At 68.0% G+C, this 16728-nt stretch carries 21 protein-coding genes and 5 pseudogenes; 8 read left to right on the top strand and 18 right to left on the bottom strand.

The features are described 5' to 3' along the window. Positions 1-35 precede the first annotated feature (35 nt). The 10 genes and pseudogenes from F1642_RS10395 to F1642_RS16540 all read right to left on the bottom strand — a co-directional run. Entirely contained in the window at positions 36-884 is an 849-nt protein-coding gene (locus tag F1642_RS10395) for a fumarylacetoacetate hydrolase family protein (RefSeq protein WP_045981030.1), read from the bottom strand. 15 nt (positions 885-899) lie between these two features. Continuing rightward, the gene (locus tag F1642_RS10390) at positions 900-1613 is read right to left on the bottom strand and encodes an SDR family oxidoreductase (protein WP_206692742.1); all 714 of its coding nucleotides are present in this window, start codon (positions 1611-1613) and stop codon (positions 900-902) included. A 30-nt stretch (positions 1614-1643) separates the two neighbouring features. Beyond that, a pseudogene (locus F1642_RS10385) lies at positions 1644-3110 on the bottom strand (UxaA family hydrolase). Positions 3111-3157: 47 nt separating this feature from the next. After that, complete coding sequence (locus F1642_RS10380; protein WP_194886178.1) at positions 3158-4144, bottom strand: zinc-binding alcohol dehydrogenase family protein; 987 nt, start codon at positions 4142-4144, stop codon at positions 3158-3160. 21 nt (positions 4145-4165) lie between these two features. Further along, a pseudogene (locus F1642_RS10375) lies at positions 4166-4949 on the bottom strand (ATP-binding cassette domain-containing protein). Between the two features lie 53 nt (positions 4950-5002). Beyond that, positions 5003-5269 carry a substrate-binding domain-containing protein gene (locus F1642_RS15125; RefSeq protein ID WP_219729289.1) on the bottom strand — a complete coding sequence of 89 codons (267 nt, stop codon included), beginning with the start codon at positions 5267-5269 and terminating at the stop codon, positions 5003-5005. Beyond that, positions 5211-5777, bottom strand: coding sequence for a substrate-binding domain-containing protein (locus F1642_RS15120; RefSeq protein WP_255522360.1), 567 nt, complete (start codon positions 5775-5777; stop codon positions 5211-5213). Before F1642_RS15120 ends, F1642_RS15125 begins: the two co-directional genes overlap by 59 nt. Further along, entirely contained in the window at positions 5767-5943 is a 177-nt protein-coding gene (locus F1642_RS15115) for a hypothetical protein (protein WP_219729287.1), read from the bottom strand. Before F1642_RS15115 ends, F1642_RS15120 begins: the two co-directional genes overlap by 11 nt. Before the next feature lie 33 nt (positions 5944-5976). After that, entirely contained in the window at positions 5977-6450 is a 474-nt protein-coding gene (locus F1642_RS15110) for an ABC transporter permease (protein ID WP_219729286.1), read from the bottom strand. Positions 6451-6610: 160 nt separating this feature from the next. After that, positions 6611-6793, bottom strand: a pseudogene (locus tag F1642_RS16540) (ABC transporter permease); the annotation flags it as partial. Here F1642_RS16540 and F1642_RS15845 point away from each other — a divergent pair. The 3 genes from F1642_RS15845 to F1642_RS10360 all read left to right on the top strand — a co-directional run bounded on the left by F1642_RS15845 (position 6711) and on the right by F1642_RS10360 (position 8024). Further along, positions 6711-6896 (top strand): hypothetical protein, encoded by a 186-nt coding sequence (locus F1642_RS15845; protein ID WP_255522358.1) that lies wholly within the window; start codon positions 6711-6713, stop codon positions 6894-6896. The pseudogene F1642_RS16540 and the gene F1642_RS15845 overlap by 83 nt on opposite strands. Positions 6897-7120: 224 nt before the next feature. After that, the gene (locus F1642_RS15040) at positions 7121-7372 is read left to right on the top strand and encodes a GntR family transcriptional regulator (RefSeq protein WP_206692719.1); all 252 of its coding nucleotides are present in this window, start codon (positions 7121-7123) and stop codon (positions 7370-7372) included. Continuing rightward, entirely contained in the window at positions 7329-8024 is a 696-nt protein-coding gene (locus F1642_RS10360) for a GntR family transcriptional regulator (RefSeq protein WP_206692718.1), read from the top strand. The genes F1642_RS15040 and F1642_RS10360 overlap by 44 nt, the downstream gene beginning before the upstream one ends. On the opposite strand, the gene F1642_RS15840 is transcribed toward F1642_RS10360, so the two are convergent. From F1642_RS15840 to F1642_RS15830, 3 genes and pseudogenes are all read right to left on the bottom strand, one after another. Beyond that, positions 7995-8228 carry a hypothetical protein gene (locus tag F1642_RS15840; RefSeq protein ID WP_255522357.1) on the bottom strand — a complete coding sequence of 78 codons (234 nt, stop codon included), beginning with the start codon at positions 8226-8228 and terminating at the stop codon, positions 7995-7997. The genes F1642_RS10360 and F1642_RS15840 overlap by 30 nt on opposite strands. Next, positions 8209-8820 carry an aldo/keto reductase gene (locus F1642_RS15835; protein ID WP_255522356.1) on the bottom strand — a complete coding sequence of 204 codons (612 nt, stop codon included), beginning with the start codon at positions 8818-8820 and terminating at the stop codon, positions 8209-8211. The genes F1642_RS15840 and F1642_RS15835 overlap by 20 nt, the downstream gene beginning before the upstream one ends. A 10-nt stretch (positions 8821-8830) precedes the next feature. Next, positions 8831-8950: pseudogene (locus tag F1642_RS15830) on the bottom strand (aldo/keto reductase); the annotation flags it as partial. A gap of 408 nt (positions 8951-9358) precedes the next feature. On the opposite strand from F1642_RS15830, the gene F1642_RS10350 reads away from it, so the two are divergent. Both F1642_RS10350 and F1642_RS10345 read left to right on the top strand, forming a co-directional pair. Continuing rightward, the gene (locus tag F1642_RS10350; RefSeq protein ID WP_194886177.1) at positions 9359-9553 is read left to right on the top strand and encodes a hypothetical protein; all 195 of its coding nucleotides are present in this window, start codon (positions 9359-9361) and stop codon (positions 9551-9553) included. 337 nt (positions 9554-9890) lie between these two features. After that, a complete protein-coding gene (locus tag F1642_RS10345) occupies positions 9891-10115 on the top strand; it encodes an L-rhamnose mutarotase (RefSeq protein WP_206692717.1) in 225 nt (74 codons plus the stop codon). 646 nt (positions 10116-10761) lie between these two features. Here the strand turns inward: F1642_RS10345 and F1642_RS15035 are convergent. The 5 genes and pseudogenes from F1642_RS15035 to F1642_RS10335 all read right to left on the bottom strand — a co-directional run. After that, complete coding sequence (locus tag F1642_RS15035) at positions 10762-10908, bottom strand: hypothetical protein (protein ID WP_206692716.1); 147 nt, start codon at positions 10906-10908, stop codon at positions 10762-10764. Then, positions 10887-11009: a molybdopterin-dependent oxidoreductase gene (locus tag F1642_RS15030; protein ID WP_206692715.1), complete on the bottom strand. Its 123-nt coding sequence runs from the start codon at positions 11007-11009 to the stop codon at positions 10887-10889. Before F1642_RS15030 ends, F1642_RS15035 begins: the two co-directional genes overlap by 22 nt. A 189-nt stretch (positions 11010-11198) precedes the next feature. Then, the gene (locus F1642_RS15025; protein ID WP_206692714.1) at positions 11199-12428 is read right to left on the bottom strand and encodes a molybdopterin-dependent oxidoreductase; all 1230 of its coding nucleotides are present in this window, start codon (positions 12426-12428) and stop codon (positions 11199-11201) included. Next, positions 12415-12801: a molybdopterin cofactor-binding domain-containing protein gene (locus F1642_RS15020; RefSeq protein WP_206692713.1), complete on the bottom strand. Its 387-nt coding sequence runs from the start codon at positions 12799-12801 to the stop codon at positions 12415-12417. The genes F1642_RS15025 and F1642_RS15020 overlap by 14 nt, the downstream gene beginning before the upstream one ends. A gap of 178 nt (positions 12802-12979) precedes the next feature. Then, a pseudogene (locus tag F1642_RS10335) lies at positions 12980-13414 on the bottom strand ((2Fe-2S)-binding protein); the annotation flags it as partial. 324 nt (positions 13415-13738) lie between these two features. Here F1642_RS10335 and F1642_RS10330 point away from each other — a divergent pair. The 3 genes from F1642_RS10330 to F1642_RS15820 are packed head-to-tail and all read left to right on the top strand — an operon-like array spanning position 13739 to position 16697. Beyond that, positions 13739-15256, top strand: a complete 1518-nt coding sequence (locus F1642_RS10330; protein WP_194886176.1) for an ATPase domain-containing protein — start codon at positions 13739-13741, stop codon at positions 15254-15256. Then, positions 15253-16107 carry a PAS domain-containing protein gene (locus F1642_RS16535; RefSeq protein WP_370582857.1) on the top strand — a complete coding sequence of 285 codons (855 nt, stop codon included), beginning with the start codon at positions 15253-15255 and terminating at the stop codon, positions 16105-16107. The genes F1642_RS10330 and F1642_RS16535 overlap by 4 nt, the downstream gene beginning before the upstream one ends. Further along, the gene (locus tag F1642_RS15820; protein ID WP_370582856.1) at positions 16083-16697 is read left to right on the top strand and encodes a sensor histidine kinase; all 615 of its coding nucleotides are present in this window, start codon (positions 16083-16085) and stop codon (positions 16695-16697) included. The genes F1642_RS16535 and F1642_RS15820 overlap by 25 nt, the downstream gene beginning before the upstream one ends. The last annotated feature ends 31 nt before the right edge of the window (positions 16698-16728 follow it).

The raw sequence follows: 16728 nt of genomic DNA, 5'->3' as shown, positions 1-16728 counted from the left end.
CGGGGCCAGGCGTCACGGGCGACGGCATGCGCCCATCAGGCCGGGTCGGCAATGACCTCTTGGCGCTGCTGGCCCAGCCCCTTGATGCCCAGCTCGACGACATCGCCCGCCCGCAGGAAGCGTTGCGGCCGCATCCCCATCCCCACGCCCGGAGGCGTTCCGGTGGAAATCACGTCGCCCGGATGCAGCGTCATGAACTGGCTGAGGTAGTGGATCAGGAACGGCACCTGATAGACCATCGTCGCCGTCGACCCGTCCTGCATCGTCTGACCGTTCACGCTCAGCCACATCGCCAGGTCCTGGGGATCGGCGATCTCGTCCGGGGTGACCAGCCAGGGGCCGATCTGGCCGAAATTGTCGCAGGACTTGCCCTTGGTCCACTGGCCCGCGCGTTCGGTCTGGAACGCCCGTTCGGATACGTCGTTGGTCACGGCAAAGCCCGCGACATGGGACATGGCGTCGGCTTCGTCGACATATTTGGCGGGCTTGCCGATGATGACGGCCAGTTCGACCTCCCAGTCGGTCTTTTCGCTGCCGCGCGGGATGATGATCGGATCGTTCGGGCCGCAGATCGCGCTGGTAGCCTTCATGAAGATCACAGGCTCGGGCGGGACCTGCATGCCGGATTCGGCGGCATGGTCGGCATAGTTCAGGCCGATGCAGATGAACTTGCCGGTACCCGCGACGGGCGGGCCCAGACGCGGATCGCCCTGGACCAGCGGCAGCGTCGCCGGATCAAGGCGCGCCAGGCCGGCCAGTGCATCGGGGTGCAGCGCCTGTCCGGACAGGTCCGACACATGCGCCGACAGGTCACGGATCTGGCCGTCCGCGTCGATCAGGCCGGGTTTCTCGGCGCCCGCGGCACCAAAGCGAACAAGTTTCATGTCGTCTTCCTTGGGTCAGAGTGTCCAGCCGCCGTCGATGCAGACGGCTTGGCCCGTGGTATAGGTCGCGCCCGCCAGATACACGGCCAGATCGGCGATTTCCGCCGCATCGGCGATGCGCCCCATGGGCTGGCGCGCGACGAAGGCCGCGCGGGCCGCCACGGCATCGCCCGTCGCGGCAAGGCGGTCGTCCAGGGACGGCGACTGCACCGTGCCGGGGCAGATCGCGTTGCATCGGATGCCGTGGCCCACATGGTCGGCGGCGACCGACTTGGTCAGACCCAGGACGGCGGCCTTGGTGGTGGAATAGGCAAAGCGGTTGGGCACCCCCTTGATGGACGAGGCGACCGAGGACATGTTGATGATCGCCCCCCGCCCCCGGTCGACCATCCCCGGCAGGACCGCCCGGATCGTGCGCATCATCGATCGCACGTTCAGGTCGAATGCGAGTTCCAGGTCGGCCTCGGATGCCTCCAGGATGCCCCCCGCATGCACGACCCCGGCGCAGTTGAACAGCACGTCCACCGGTTCCAGATCGGTAAAGAACGCCGCCACGGCGGCGCCGTCCAGCACGTCCAAGCGCGCGGTGCGGCACCCGTCCAGCGTCGAGAGCCCGTCCATGTTGATGTCGGTGGCGATCACCTCGGCGCCCGCCGCGGCAAAGGCCAGCGCGCTGGCGCGGCCGATCCCCTGGGCCGCCGCGGTGATCACGACGCGCTGTCCGGTCATGGGGGTTGGTGTCATTCGCTGTCCTTTCACTTACATCACCGCGCCGATCTGCCAGGGCACGAACTCGACCGCGCCGAAGCCCTGCGCCTCGCTTTTCGTCGGGGCACCGGAGGCGACGGCCAGCATCAGGTCGAAAATCTCGCGCCCCTTCTCCTGCAGGGTCGCCCCGGAGAGGATGGCACCGCAATCGACATCCATGTCCGGCTCCATCCGGCGCCACAGGTCGGGGTTCGACGCGATCTTGATGCAGGGCACAGGGCGATAGCCCGACACGCTGCCCCGCCCGGTGGTGAAGGCGATCAGGTTGGCCCCCGACGCGACCTGCCCCGTCACCGAACAGGGGTCATAGCCGGGGCTGTCCATGAAGACGAAACCCGGCCGGTCGATGGGTTCGCCATAGCGATAGACCGCCGACAGCGGCGCGCTGCCCCCCTTGGCCACGGCGCCCAGGCTCTTTTCCAGGATCGTGGTCAGGCCGCCGCGCTTGTTGCCGGGCGAGGGATTGTTGTCCATCTCTCCGAAGTTGCGGGCGGTGTAATCCTCCCACCATTCGATCAGGTCGATCAGCTTGCGGCCGGTCTCGGGATCGGCGCGACGGGTCAGCAGATGTTCGGCGCCATAGATCTCGGAGGTTTCCGACAGGATCGAGATGCCCCCCTGCGCCACCAGCAGATCAGAGGCGATCCCCAGGGCCGGGTTGGCCGTGATCCCGGAATAGCCGTCCGACCCCCCGCATTGCATGCCATCACCAGCGCGGATGCCGGGGCGGTCCGGCGCGTGGCACGGTCGGCCTCGGCGGCCAGTTCCCGCAGGATCGCCACGCCCTTGTCGACGGTGGCCTGCGTGCCGCCCGTCTGCTGGATGGTCATATAGCGGAACCGGGCGCTGTCCTTCAGCGCGCGCCGGTCGATCAGGTCGGGGATCTGCATGACCTCGCAGCCCAGGCCCACCATCAGGATGGCGCCGAAATTGGGGTTGTGGCCATAGCCCGCGATGGTGCGGAACAGCGTCTCGTACCCTTCGCCCTTGCCGGACATGCCGCAGCCGGTGCCGTGCACGATGGGCACGATTCCGTCCACGTTGGGGTAATCGGCCAGCCAGCCCTGACGCTCTGCCTCCTCGGCGATGAAGCGGGCGACCGATCCCGCGCAATTGACCGAGGTCAGGATGCCCACATAATTGCGCGTGCCCACCCGCCCCGATGGCCGGTGAAACCCCTGGAAGGACGCCGGCGCATCGGGGGCGGGCAGCGCACCCGCCGCGCTGCCAAAAGCCGTAATCCTGCTTGTGCGCCCCCATGCCCAGGTTCTGGACATGGACATGCGCCCCCGCCGCGATGGGCCGGGTGGCGATGCCGATGACCTGACCATATTTCAGGACCGGTTCGCCGGGCGCGATGGGGCGGATGGCGACCTTGTGGCCCGCGGGGATCGCCTCTGTCGCGGCGCATCCGGCATCAAGCGGCGCACCGGGGGCCAGGGCGATCAGGGCGACCATGATGTTGTCGCGGTCATGCAGGCGGATGGCGGTCGGCGGGGCTTGCGTCACGGGGTCACCAGGATCTTGACGATGTCGTCGCGGTCATCGACCAGCGCGGCGAAGCGGTCGGGCAGATCGGCCAGCGGCACGACCTCGGACAGCAGCGCATCGGTGGGGATCAGCCCGTCGCGAATGGCCGCGATGACCCGGTCGAAATCGGGGGCCTGCGCGTTGCGGCTGCCGATGATGCGGGCCTCGCGCTTGTGGAACTCGGCATCCGAAAAGCGGATGTCGCCCTTGACCACGCTGACCAGCACCGTGCTGCCGCCATGGGCCACAAGGGGAAAACCCGCCTCGATGGCCGGCGCGCTGCCGGTCGCGTCGAAGACGACGTCGAAGCCCTGCGCCAACTCGCCGGTCAGGATGTCGTCGCCCGGACGATGCAGCAGGTCGAACCCGCACAGGCGCTGCGCCAGCGCCAGCCGCCGGTCGCTGAGATCCATCAGATGCACCTGGGCCCCGGCCAGCCGCGCGAACAGCGCGGTGCCAAGCCCGATCGGCCCCGCCCCCGTCACCAGCGCCAGATCGCCCTGCCCCACGCCCGAACGGGCGACGGCATGGGCGCCGATGGCCAGGAACTCGACCATCGCGGCCTGATGCACGCTCAGCCCGTCGGCGGGGTACAGGTTGCCCGCCGGAACCGCGATCCGCGCGCACATGCCGCCGTCGCGATGCACGCCCAGCACCGCGATCGCGGCGCAGCAGTTGGGCTTGCCGCGCAGGCAGGCACGGCAGGCCCCGCAGGACAGGTATGGGTTCACCACGACCAGGCGCCCGGCATCCGGTCCGCTGGCCACATGCCCGGACAGCTCGTGCCCGATCACGCGGGGATAATCCAGATAGGGATGCTTGCCCTCGAAGATGTGGTAATCCGTGCCGCAGATGCCGATGGCGGCGATGTCGACAAGCACCCAGCCCTCGGGAGCATGGGTCGGCAGGGGGCGCGTCTCGATGCGGAACCGGCCGGGTTCGACGCAGACGCCGCATGCCATCGTGGGTGGCGGATGCGTCCTTCATTGCACCGGCTCCGGCCTGCGGGCGGACCAGTCGGACGGCAGCTCTCCCTTGACGATCAGGCTGAGGACGTCGTCCTTGCTGACATCGCCGATGGCATGGGCGCCCACGACGCGGCCCTTGTTCATCACCACGACCCGGTCGCACAGGTCGAACACGTCATGGATGTCGTGGCTGACCAGGAATATCCCGATCCCGTCGGCCTGCAGCTTGCGGATCAGGTCGGCCACCATCGCCGTCTCGGACGGGCCCAGGGCTGCGGTGGGTTCGTCCATGATCAGCACGCGGGTGTCGGAAATAGATCGCACGCGCGATCGCGATCACCTGGCGCTGGCCGCCCGACAGGCTGGACACGGGGTCGCGCAGGTTGCGGAAGTTGGGGTTCAGCCGGGCCAGCACCTCGCGCGCGGCGCGCAGCATGGCCGCGTCGTCCAGGTTGCCGAACCGGGTCTTCAGCTCCCGCCCCAGGAACAGGTTGCTGGGCGCGTCCAGATGATCGGCCAGGGCCAGCGTCTGATAGATCGTCTCGATCCCCTTGGCGCGGGCATCGTTGGGTTCGGCAAAGCGGACCGCAGTGCCGTTCACGCGGATCTCTCCGCTGCTGGGGGTCATGGCGCCCGACAGGATGCGCATCAGGCAGGACTTGCCCGCGCCGTTATGCCCCAGAAGGCCCACCACCTCGCCCGGATAGAGGCTGACCGAGACATGATCGACGGCCCGGACGCCGCCGAAATGCTTTTCGATGTCGATCATCTGGACCAGCGGCTGGTCTGACATGGGCATGCCCCTTGCAACGTGTCGGTGATCGGGGACCGCGCAGGCGGTCCCCGGCAGCATCAGTAGAGGACGTTCCTGGCCTCGTCGGACTCGATGTTGGCCTTGTCGACCATCACCACGCCGGTGTTGATGAACGGCTCGACCGTCTCTCCGGCCAGGATGTCCATCACGGTCTGCACGCCCATCTCGCCCATGGCGAACGATCCCTGCACCGCCGTCGCCGTCAGCACGCCGTCGCGCACGAACTGCTGCAGGTCCTCGTTGCCGTCAAAGCCCAGGGCGGTCAGCTGGCCCGCCTTGCCCGCCTGCTCGATCGCGCGCCCCATGCCGACGGCCGTGGGTTCGTTCGCCCCGAAGATGCCGGACCAGGTCCGGGTTCGACGCCAGCATGTCGGTGGTCTGGTTCAGCGCGTTGGCCATCTGGCTTTGCGAATAGAGCGGACCCACGATCTCCAGGTCGGAATTCTCCTGCAGGTAGGTGGTGAAGCAGCCGACGCGCCCGATCTCGGACCCGACGCCCGCGACATAGGACATGATCCCCACCTTGCCGGTTGTGCCGGCCTCGTCGATCATACGCTTGGCCACCTGCTCTCCGGCGCGCAGTTGTCGGTCGACCAGGAAGGCCTGGAACGCGCCTTCTACGCCCTCGCCCAGGGCGCTGTCGATGATCACGACCGGGATGCCGGATTCATAGGCGCGCTGCACCACGGGGATCAGCGCCTCGGGGTCGGACGGGGCCAGGACCAGCCCGGCCACGCCGCGGTTGATGGCGTTCTCGACCAGGCTGACCTGGTCGGCCACCGCGCTTTCCGCGGCCGGACCGTCAAAGCTCAAGCGTATGCTCGGACTGGCCCTCGATCGCGGCCTGGGCGCCCAGGTTCACGTTCTGCCAGAAGTTCGAGTTGGTCGTCTTGACGATGACCGCGATCTCTCCGGCCTGGGCGCCGGCGGCGGTCAGGGCAAGGGCGGATACGGCCAGGCATGTCTTCAGCAGTGTCATCTTGGTTCCTCCTCCGATGATGATGATACGGGCCTAGCGGCGGTTGCGGACCTGATCGATCCAGACCGCGCCGATGACCACGAAGCCGATGACGATCTGCTGGATGAAGGCGGACACGCCCGACATGTTCAGACCGTTTCGCAGAATGCCGATAATGAACGCACCGATCATCGTGCCCGCGACGGTGCCCACGCCCCCCGACAGGGACGCGCCGCCGATCACCGCCGCCGCGATGGCATCCAGTTCGTACATCACCCCCTCGCTTGGCTGGGCGGTGACCAGGCGCGACATCAGCACGTTGCCCGCCAGCCCCGCCAACGCGCCCGACATCGTGTAGGCGTACATCTTGGTCCAGTCGACATTCACGCCGGACAGGCGCGCGGCCTCCTCGTTCGACCCGGTCGCATAGATGTGGCGCCCGATCTGGCGGCGGCGCAGCAGATAGGTCGCGACCACCGCCACGACCAGCAGCAGGATGGCCGGATAGGGGATGCCCGGAAAGATCACGCGCGGGAAAGCCGTTCGGCTGCATCTCGACCACGCGGAACAGCGCGCCGTTGCCAAGCCGCCCGAAGCCCGCGCCCAGCTGCGAGATCGGCGTGGCCCCGGTCAGCTGCAGCGCCACGCCGCGCGCGATCAGCATCATGCCAAGCGTCGCCACGAAGGGCGGGATCCGCAGCCGGGTGATGACAAGGCCGTTGAACGCCCCGCAGGCGGCCCCGGCCAGGACGCCTGCGCACATCGCGGGCACTACCGGCAGGCCGGCCTTGACCGCCATCGCCGATACCACGCCCGACAGCGCCAGCACCGAGCCGACCGACAGGTCGATCCCGCCGGTGATGATGACCATGGTCAGGCCGATCCCCAGCAGCCCGATGACCGATGTCTGCAACAGTACCGTCAGCCCGTTGTTGACGACAGGAACGCCGGGCTGGCCATCGCAAAGCCGATGATCAGCAGGCACCAGCGTCAGCAGGGCCGATGCGCGGTGCAGCTGGTCGCGGGCGATCGTCAGCCGACGCGCCTTGCCGTCGGCCCAGGGCTTGCTTGCGTCCGTCATCGTTCCTCCCGACCGATTTCGTCCTGATGTCGGCAAAGCATGTGCAGGCACCTTGCACCTGTCAATTGTTTTTAATAATTTAGGACAAGAACCGCCTGACCCAAGGAAACTCCGACCATGGCCCGCAGCGACACCCGCTATCGCGAGGCGTACAACCGCCTTCTGGACCACTGCGCGACCCTGACCCCGGGGGCCGACCTGCCCGCCGAGGCCGCGCTGAGCGAGATCGCCGGGGTCAGCCGCACCGTCGTCCGCCGCTGCTTGGCGCGGGCTGGCGGAGCTGGGGGTGATCGCGCTGGACGGGAGGGCCAAGCGGGTGCTGCGCATGCCGGACCAGGACGACCGGATCGCCGTGATCCGCGCCGCTGACGGCCTGCAGGCGCTGGAGCAGCGGTTCCTGGACTGGATCCTGCGCTTCGACGTGCCCGCCGAAACGCCGCTGTCGGTGGCCCGAGCTGGCGCGGACCTTCGGCGTCACCCAGCATCAGCTGAACGAGTTCCTGGCCGGGCTCAGCCGTTCGGCCTGGTCGCGCGCAGGCCCAAGGGCGGCTGGATGCTGCGCGGCTTCACCAAGGAATTCGCGGTCGAGCTGTCGGACTTTCGACTGGTCCTGGAACTGGACGCGATCGCCAAGCTGGTCGAGGCACCGGTCGATCACCCCGTCTGGCCACGGCTGGCCACGCTGCGCGTCCAGCACCTGGCCCTGGCGGACCAGATCGACACGCATTTCCACGAGTTCTCCAAGCTGGACGAGGCGTTCCACGAGGCCATCAACGCCGTCGTCCGCAACCGCTTCGTGGCCGAGTTCCAGAAGGTCATCTCGCTGATCTTCCATTATCACTACATGTGGGACAAGACGCAGGAAAAGCAGCGCAACGGCGCCGCGATCCAGGAGCACCTGGCGATCATCGACGCGCTGGAGGCCCGCGACGCCGGCCGCGCGCTGGATGCCGCGCGCCAGCACCTGCGCACGTCGAAATCGACGCTGCTGTCATCCCTGCGCCATCACGACCTGGGCTAGCGCAGGGCCTCCAGGTTGCGGCGCAAGGTCGCCGGAGTTGGCCGTGCCCAGCAGCACCGCCGCCGCCGCGGGATGGTCGCGCGCGAAATGCAACGCCGCGGTCGCAAGCGGCATCCCCTGCGCGGCGGCCTGATCCTGCAGGGCAGCCACACGGTCCAGCACCTGCTGCGGGGCGGGGCCGTAATCATAGGTCGCGCCGGCCACGGGCCCGGTCGCCAGGATGCCGGAGTTGAAGATTCCCGCCCAGCACCAGACTGGTCCCGGCCACGCGACAGCGCGGCACCAAAGCGTCCTCGGCCGAACGGTCCAGCAGGGTCAGCCGCCCCGCCAGCAGGATCACGTCCAGCGGCCCGTGATCCATCACCTGCAGGCAGATCTCGGTTTCGTTGACGCCAAGACCGAATGCGCCGATGCGGCCGGCCTCCTTCAGCCGGACCAGCCGTTCATACCCGGACCCCAGAAACCCCTGCAGATGCCGGTCGTTGTCGGTGCCATGGGTATAGGTGCCCAGATCGTGGACATAGACGATGTCGACCCGCGCAACGCCAAGCCGGTCCAGGCTCTGCTCCAGACTTTCCTCGATCCCGTCACCGGAATAGTCGTAATGCACGTCGTTCTGCGCGGGGCGGACATAGCTGTCGGCCTCGGGGATCGGCGCGGCGGCAGGGGTCAGGACGCGCCCGACCTTGGTCGACAGAACGGCCCCCGTCCTGCCCGTCAGGAACCGCCCCAACCGCTGTTCGGGACAGGCCGCGCCCGTAATGGGGCGCCGTGTCGAAATAGCGGATCCCCGCATCCCATGCCGCCTGCAGAACCTGCTGCGCGTCCTCCTCCGCGACCTCGCGATACAGGTTGCCGATGCTGGCACAGCCGAACGCGATGCGGGTGATCTCCACCCCCGTCCGGCCGATCCTGATGGTCTTCATGCCGCCTCCTGTCCTCCCGGGTCGGGCGTTGACACGCCACGACCGCCTCCATACGGTTTATTATGATTAGAGACACAACCCGGCAAGGACATTCCCGTGATCATCGACGCCCATCAGCATTTCTGGCGGATCGCCCGGGGCGATTACGGTTGGATGACCGATCAGGTCGCGCCCATCCGGCGGGGACATCCTGCCTGCGGACCTGGAACCCTTGGCGCGGGCGTCCGGGTGTCACCGGCACGGTGCTGGTACAGGCCGCCCCCACGCTGGACGAGACGCAGTTCCTGCTGGGGCTGGCCGACCGGTCGCCGATGATCCGCGGCGTCGTCGGGTGGATCGACCTGACCGGCGACGTGGCCGCCCAGCTGTCGCGCATCGCCCACCCTGCGCTGCGCGGCATCCGCCCTGATGCTGCAGGATATCGACGACACCCGGTGGATCCTGCAGGACGGCGTGATCGACTCCCTGCGGCACGTCGCAGGGGCCGGGCTGCGGCTGGACGCGCTGATCACCCCCCGCCATCTGCCGGTCGTCGAGGAATTGGCCAGGCGGGTGCCGTCCCTGCCCATCGTTGATCGATCACTGCGCCAAGCCCGTCTTTGACGGCACGGACCCCGGACCGGGACTGGCGCCGGGGGCATCGACGCCCTGGCCGCCCATCCGCAGGTGTCCTGCAAGCTTGTCGGGGCTGGCCAACGAATTCGGGCCCGGGCTGGTCCGCAGACACCCTGCGCCCGGTCTTCGACCATGTCCTGCGGGCATTCGGCCCGAACGGCTGATGTGGGGCAGCGACTGGCCGTGCGGAGCTTGCGGGGCACCTATGCCGACTGGCTGCAGGTCGCGCAGACCCTGTGCGCGGCCCTGTCCGATGCGATCGCGCGCAGGTCTTTGGGCAGACAGCCATCCGCTTCTATGACCTTGACGCGAAGGAACAGCGCCCATGAAACGCATGGCCCATGTCATCGGGATCGACCCGGACCGGATCGACGAATACACCCCGCCTGCATGCCGATGTCTGGCCCGCGGTGCTGGACCGCTGTCGCGGTCGCATATCACCAACTATTCGATCTTCCTGCGCCAGCCAGAAAACCTGCTGTTCAGCTATTGGGAATATCGCGCACCGATTTCGCGGCCGATGATGCGGCCATTGCCGCCGATCCGGTGACGCGCGAACTGGTGGGCGCTGTGTGCCCGATGCAGCGCCCGCTGGACACGCGGCCCCTGGTGAATGGTGGGCGGGCCTGACCGAGGTGTTCCATTCGGACTAGGCCGCGCCTGCCGGGTCAACCCGTCGATCAGGCCGGACAAGGATCTCCTTGATCTGCCGGGTGCAGGCGTCCTCGTCCCCATCCTGGGCCAGGGTGCGGGCTTCGCCCAGCGGGCACGCGCCTCGATCAGCTCCTCGCCACCGTCCCCGGCCTCCTCGGCCTCCTCGACCGCCGCGGCGGCGTCGTCCTGATAGGGGACGGGTTCCTCCGCCGTCTCCTCGGTTACGGCTTGGGCCTCGAGGGCGCCCGCGACCCCCCTGCCCGCCCGTCGAGGCCGAGATGGCCAGCCGCGACGCATCGTCCAGCGCCTCTTCGAGGAAGTGATCCGGTCGGCGCAATCGCCAGCGCCGGGACCGGCCAGGACAGCAAGGGCCGCCGGCCAGAAGCATCTGTTTCAGGGTCATGGACATGTCCTTAGCTGCGAAGTTGATCGGCCACCGGCAGGGCGGGCGGATGCGGTGCCCGTCGCGGCAAAGATCGCGTTGACGATGGCCGGGGCGACGGGCGGGCAGGCCCGGTTCCCCGACGCCCCCCAAAGGGCTGTCATAGCCGCCCGAGGACACGAGATGCACGTTGATCTCCCGCGGCGCGGTCTCCCATGCGGGGGATCAGATAGGTGTCAAAGTTGTCCTGCTGCGCGCGCCCGTCCTGGAAGGTGATCTCGGCCGTCAGGGCCTGCCCCGCGCCCATGATGACGCCCCCTCCATCTGAGAGCGGATGCGGTCGGGATTGACATGCGCGCCGCAGTCGATGGCGATCTCGACGCGCGGAATGCGCACCGCGCCGTCCACGACCTCACCTCGGCCGCCACGGCGACATGGCTGACAAAGCTGTAATGCGCGGGCGATGCCCAAAACCGCTGCCGGCGGGCATCTTGGCGACCCCATCCGATCGCCTCGGCCACGGTTTCGTGACCGCCCGCAAGCGTCCGGTGTCGATGGGATAGCGCGCAGGGTCCTCGCCATAGTTCCAGACATCGCCTATTTCGCTCGGGTCGATGAGGCGGGCGGGGGCCGATCGTCTCCAGCAGGTATTCCAGCGGATCGCGGCCCGCCGCCGCCGCCAGTTCTGCGATGAAGGACTGGATCGCGAAGGCGTGCGGGGATGTTGGAGACCGACCGGTACCAGCCGCATGCGCACATGGGCCGGGGCTGCGGGTTTCTCGGCACGGACGTTGGGATGTCCAGGGGCATGTTGGTCAAGCCCCATGCCCAGCTCGAACGGCAGCTTCTCCTTTGGGGTCGGGGGCAAAGATCGACCCGATCGTGGGGGCGGCGGTGCGGTGCAGCCAGGCCACGGCCTTGCCCTGTGCGTCCAGCCCCGCCTCCAGCCGCTCGACCGAGACGGCTGTGGTAATAGCTGTGGTGCAGATCGTCCTCGCGCGTCCAGGTCAGCTTTGACCGGGGCGCCCATCTCGCGGCTTGAGGATCGCGGCCTCCAGCACGAAGTCGGGCCTTGGACTTGCGGCCGAAACCACCGCCCAGCAGGGTGACGTTGACGGTCACGTCCTCTTCGGGCAGTTCCATCCGCTGTGCCAGGCGCAGGCGGGTGACCTGGCGGTGCCTGCACGCAGGCCCAGACCTCGCAGGACCCGTCCGCGCACATCGGCCACGGCGGCGGGCGGCTCCATCGGGGCCTGCCGCCAGGTGGGGAATATAGTATTCGGCGACCACGCGGGTCTCTGCCTCGGCCAGGGCCGCGTCGACGTCGCCCCGGTTCAGGATCAGGCTTGCCGTCGCCGGTCTGCACCGCCGCCCTTCAAGCTCTGCCCTGAAATCGTCCGAGGAATAGGCGGCATGCGGCCCATCCTCCCATTCGATGACCAGCGCTTCGCGCCCCTGATGGCGGCCCAGGTGTTGCGGGCAATGACCGCGGACACCGCCAAGCGGCTGGAATTCCGCGGGGGATGGCGGGCGGGTCCAGCCGCACGATCCGCTCGACCCCGGGCACCTGCAGGGCGGCGCTGTCGTCCAGGCTGGCCACGCTGCCGCCAAAGGACCGGCGGGCGGGGCGATGACGGCATACAGCATCCCTTCGCGGCGCACGTCGATCCCATAGGTCGTGGTGCCGCGGGTGATGTCGTCATTGTCGACCAGCCCGATATCGGCCTTGCCGACGTAACGGAACGTCGCGGGGTCCTTCAGGCGCAGGCCTCGCGGTCGGGGAACCGGCAGGGCGGCGGCGGTGGCGGCCAGTTCACCAAAGCCCATCGTGCGGTCCGATCCGGCATGACGTACGACATGCCCCGCGGCGCGCACTTCGGGACAGGGGCACGTCCCAAGCCTCGGCGGCCGCCTGCTCCAGCATGGTCCGGGCCGAGGCCCCGGCACGGCGCATCGGGCCGAAGAAATGGCGCAGGCTGCGCGAACCGTCGGTGTCCTGGTTGCCATAGCGCGGCTCGTTGCCGGGGGCCTGGGTCACGCGGACCATGTCCCAGTCGGCCTCCAGCTCGTCGGCAACGACCATCGCGATCGAGGTGCGCACACCCTGCCCCATCTCGGAACGGTGGACGGTCACGGTGACGATACCGTCCTCGGCGATCGAGACGAAGACGTTCGGATCGTCACGCCAGCCGTTGGGCATCGCGTCAGCGCCGAACTGAACCGGCGCGTCCTGCGCGCGGCCCGGGCGGGGCAGTCCGATGGCAAGAACCAGGCTGCCGGCCCCCATTCCCAGCAGCAGGGACCGGCGGCTGACATTGGCGATGCGGAGGGATTCGGGGGACGCGGTTCGACATCATTCGGTCCTCGCTTCGGCGGCCCTGCTTGATGGCGGCACGGATGCGCGGATAGGTGCCGCAGCGGCACAGGTTCGCGCTCATCACCGTGTCGATGTCCTCGTCGGTCAGGTCGGGGGTGGAATCCACCAGCGCCGCGGCCTGCATGATCTGCCCCGCCTGGCAATAACCGCATTGCGACACGTTCAGGTCACGCCAGGCGACCTGCACGGGGTGGTCGCCGTTCTCGGCCAGACCTTCGATCGTGCGGACGTCCGACCCATCCGCGATCGAGATGGGGGTGATACAGGCAAAGGTCGGGTAGCCGTCCAGATGGATCGTGCAGGCGCCACATTGGGCGATGCCGCAGCCGAACTTGGTGCCGGTCAGTCCCAACTCGTCGCGCAGGTACCACAGCAGCGGCATTTCGGGATCGCCATCGAAACTGTGTTCCGTCCCGTTCACGGTCAGGGTGATCATGATGGCTTCCTCGCTTTCGGATCAGGGCCGGTCGGCGTCTTGCGCGCATGTGACCGTTAAGGGCAACGCCCTTCGGTAAACCGGGTTCCCAAAAAATCGCGCGCCAGTTGCCGGCATGGTCCGGAAAAGCATTGAGCCCGGTCCAGGCACCGGTCCCGTGCCAGGACCATCCTTTATCAGGTGGAGCTGTCCGCGGCGACGGATTAGGCGTGATGATCAGACTGCGCCTTTGGCGCTTGACGACCGGCACCCTGTCGGGACAGGGATCCGCCTTGTGTCCGGGGCACGCGCGGGCCGATACCATCCAAGGCATGGGGACAGCAGATGAGCCAGGAAACAGCAGGCGCGGACATCGACGCGCGCTTTCGCACCGGAACCCCCGGCCTGGATGCCGTGCTGCTGGGCGGGCTGACGCCATCGCGGCTGTATCTTGTCGAGGGCACGCCCGGATCGGGCAAGACCACGCTGGCGCTGAAGTTCCTGATGGAGGGACGCCAGGCGGGTGACCGCGGCCTCTACATCACCCTGTCCGAGACCGAGACAGAGCTGCGGGCCGTCGCGCGGTCGCATGACCTGACGCTGGACGGCATCGACGTCTTCGAGATGATCGCCGAGGACGAATTCGGTATCGACCACGAACAGTCGCTTCTGCATCCCAGCGAGGTGGAGCTGGGAGAGACGGTGCGCGGCATCTTCGATCTGGTGGACCGGACCGACCCGGTGCGCGTGGTGCTGGACAGCCTGTCGGAACTGCGCCTGCTGGCGCAGAACCCGCTGCGCTATCGCCGCCAGATCCTGGCGTTGAAGCATTTCTTCGCGCGCCGGAACTGCACCGTGCTGATGCTGGACGACCGCACGGCCGAACCCGGCGACCTGCAGCTGCACTCGATCGCGCATGGCGTCATCTCGCTGGAGCAGCTGGCCAACGATTTCGGCTCGGAGCGCCGCAGGCTGAGGGTCGTCAAGATGCGCGGCCTGAAATATCACGGCGGCTATCACGACTTTACCATCGAACGCGGCGGCATCCGCGTCTATCCGCGCCTGATCGCGGCCGATCACCACCGCCGCTTTTCGGCCGAACCGGTGACCACGGGGCTTGCCGGTCTGGATGCGCTGCTGGGCGACGGCCTGTTTCCCGGAACCAACACTCTGCTGGCGGGGCCTGCCGGGGTGGGCAAGACGACGACCGCCGTGCGCTGCATGATCTCGGCCCTGCAGCGTGGCCAGAAGGCGGCCTATTTCCTGTTCGACGAACGGCTGGCCACGCTTATGACCCGATCCAGGGCGCTGGACATGGACCTGCAGCCGTTCATCGACGCCGGCCTGCTGACGATCCGCCAGATCGACCCGGCCGAACTGTCCCCCGGAGAGTTCGCCAGCGCCGTCCGCAGCGCGGTCGAGCAGGACGATGTCGGCTTGGTCGTGATCGACAGCCTGAACGCCTATCTGCACGCGATGCCAAGCGATAATTTCCTGGTGCTGCAGATGCACGAACTGCTCAGCTATCTGGCCCAGCAGGGCGTGGTATCGCTGATGATCCTGGGTCAGCACGGGGTGACGGGCGATCTGCGGTCGGACCTGGACATCAGCTATCTGGCCGACACGATGATGATGCTGCGCTTTTTCGAGGCCGACGGAGAGGTGCGGAAGTCGATCGCGGTGATCAAGACGCGCACGTCGGACCACGAACGCACCATCCGCGAATTGCGGATCGACGGGGGCGGCATCGTTATCGGCGCACCGATCCGGGGCTTTTCGGGCATCCTGTCCGGGACCCCGGTGCTGGTGGGCACCGAAAACGACCTGATGGCGACCGATCCGCAAAGGGACCGGGGACGGTGACCGACCGGTCGGCCGCGCGCGACGACCTGGCCCTGGCGGTGGCGATCCTGGCGCCGCGGGGCCGCGACGCCGCCGTGGCGGCGGCGCTGCTGGACAAGGTCGGCATCGCCTCGGTCCAGGCACGGGACCTGCCCGCGCTGGCGGGGCTGGTCGGTGTGACCATCGGCGTGGCCCTGGTCACCGAGGAGGCCCTGGTCGCCGCGGATGAGGGGTTGCTGCAGCAGGCCCTGGCCGATCAGCCGTCCTGGTCGGACGTTCCCTTCATCGTTCTGGCGAACGGGACGTCGCGGCATCGATCGGACCGGGCCAAGGCCCGCATCGACGCGCTGCAGAACGGGGTGGTGCTGTCGCGGCCGCTGCATGCGGAGGAGCTGGTGCGCGCGGTCCGCTCTGCCCTCAAGGCCCGCGCGCGGCAGTACGAGGCGCGCGATCGCATGCACGAGCTGCAGACCCGCGAGGCGCAGCTGCACGACAGCGAGGCCAAGTTCCACGCCATCGCCGATTCCGTCGACCAGATGATCTGGTCGACCCGCCCGGACGGCTTTCACGACTATTACAACCACCGTTGGTACGAATTCACCGGCGTGCCCGAAGGCTCGACCGACGGCGAGGCCTGGGCCGGGATGTTCCATCCCGACGATCAGGACCGCACATGGGCGCGCTGGCGTCAAAGCCTGGAGACCGGCCAGCCCTACGAGATCGAGTATCGCCTGCGGCACCGGTCCGGCGAATACCGGTGGGTCTTGGTCGCGCCAAGCCTGTCCGCGACGCGACGGGCCGGATCACCCGCTGGTACGGCAGCTGCACGGACATCAACCGCATCAAGGTGGTCGAGGAACAGCTTCAGCTGATGCTGGGAGAGATGAACCACCGGGTCAAGAACTCGATGGCGATGGTGCATTCCATCGTCTCGCAGACCCTGCGCCAGGCCGAGACGCTGGACCAGGCCCGCATGTCCATCCAGTCGCGCATCGGCATCATGGCGCAGGCCCATGACCGCTTGGTCAAGGCGACCTGGACAGAAACCGCCATCACCGAGGTGGTCGAGGCGGCCCTGGGCCCCCACCGCATGAGCGCGGACCGCTTCCGGGTCGCGGGGCCGGACCTGGCCCTGGGGTCCAAGCAGGCGCTGGCCCTGACCATGGCGCTGCATGAACTGGCCACCAATGCGATGAAATACGGCGCCCTGTCCGCCGAGACGGGCCATGTCCAGATCCGGTGGGACCGCGACGACGAGGCGGAGCCTGTCGGATTTCGCCTGTCCTGGCAGGAACATGGCGGGCCGACCGTCACCCCGCCCCGCCGCCAGGGCTTTGGCAGCCGGATGATCGAACAGGCCCTGGCGGGATACTTCGACGGGATCGCGGAACTGGACTATGACCCCGGCGGTTTGCGTTTCGAACTGACATCACCGCTGACCGGCCTGACGCAGCAGGACTGAGCGTCCGCCACCCCATCCCCGGAAGAACCAT

This window comes from Paracoccus sp. NBH48 (assembly GCF_015390265.1).
In the GTDB taxonomy this organism is placed as follows: domain Bacteria; phylum Pseudomonadota; class Alphaproteobacteria; order Rhodobacterales; family Rhodobacteraceae; genus Paracoccus; species Paracoccus marcusii.
This window is presented reverse-complemented; position numbering and strand designations above follow the sequence as displayed.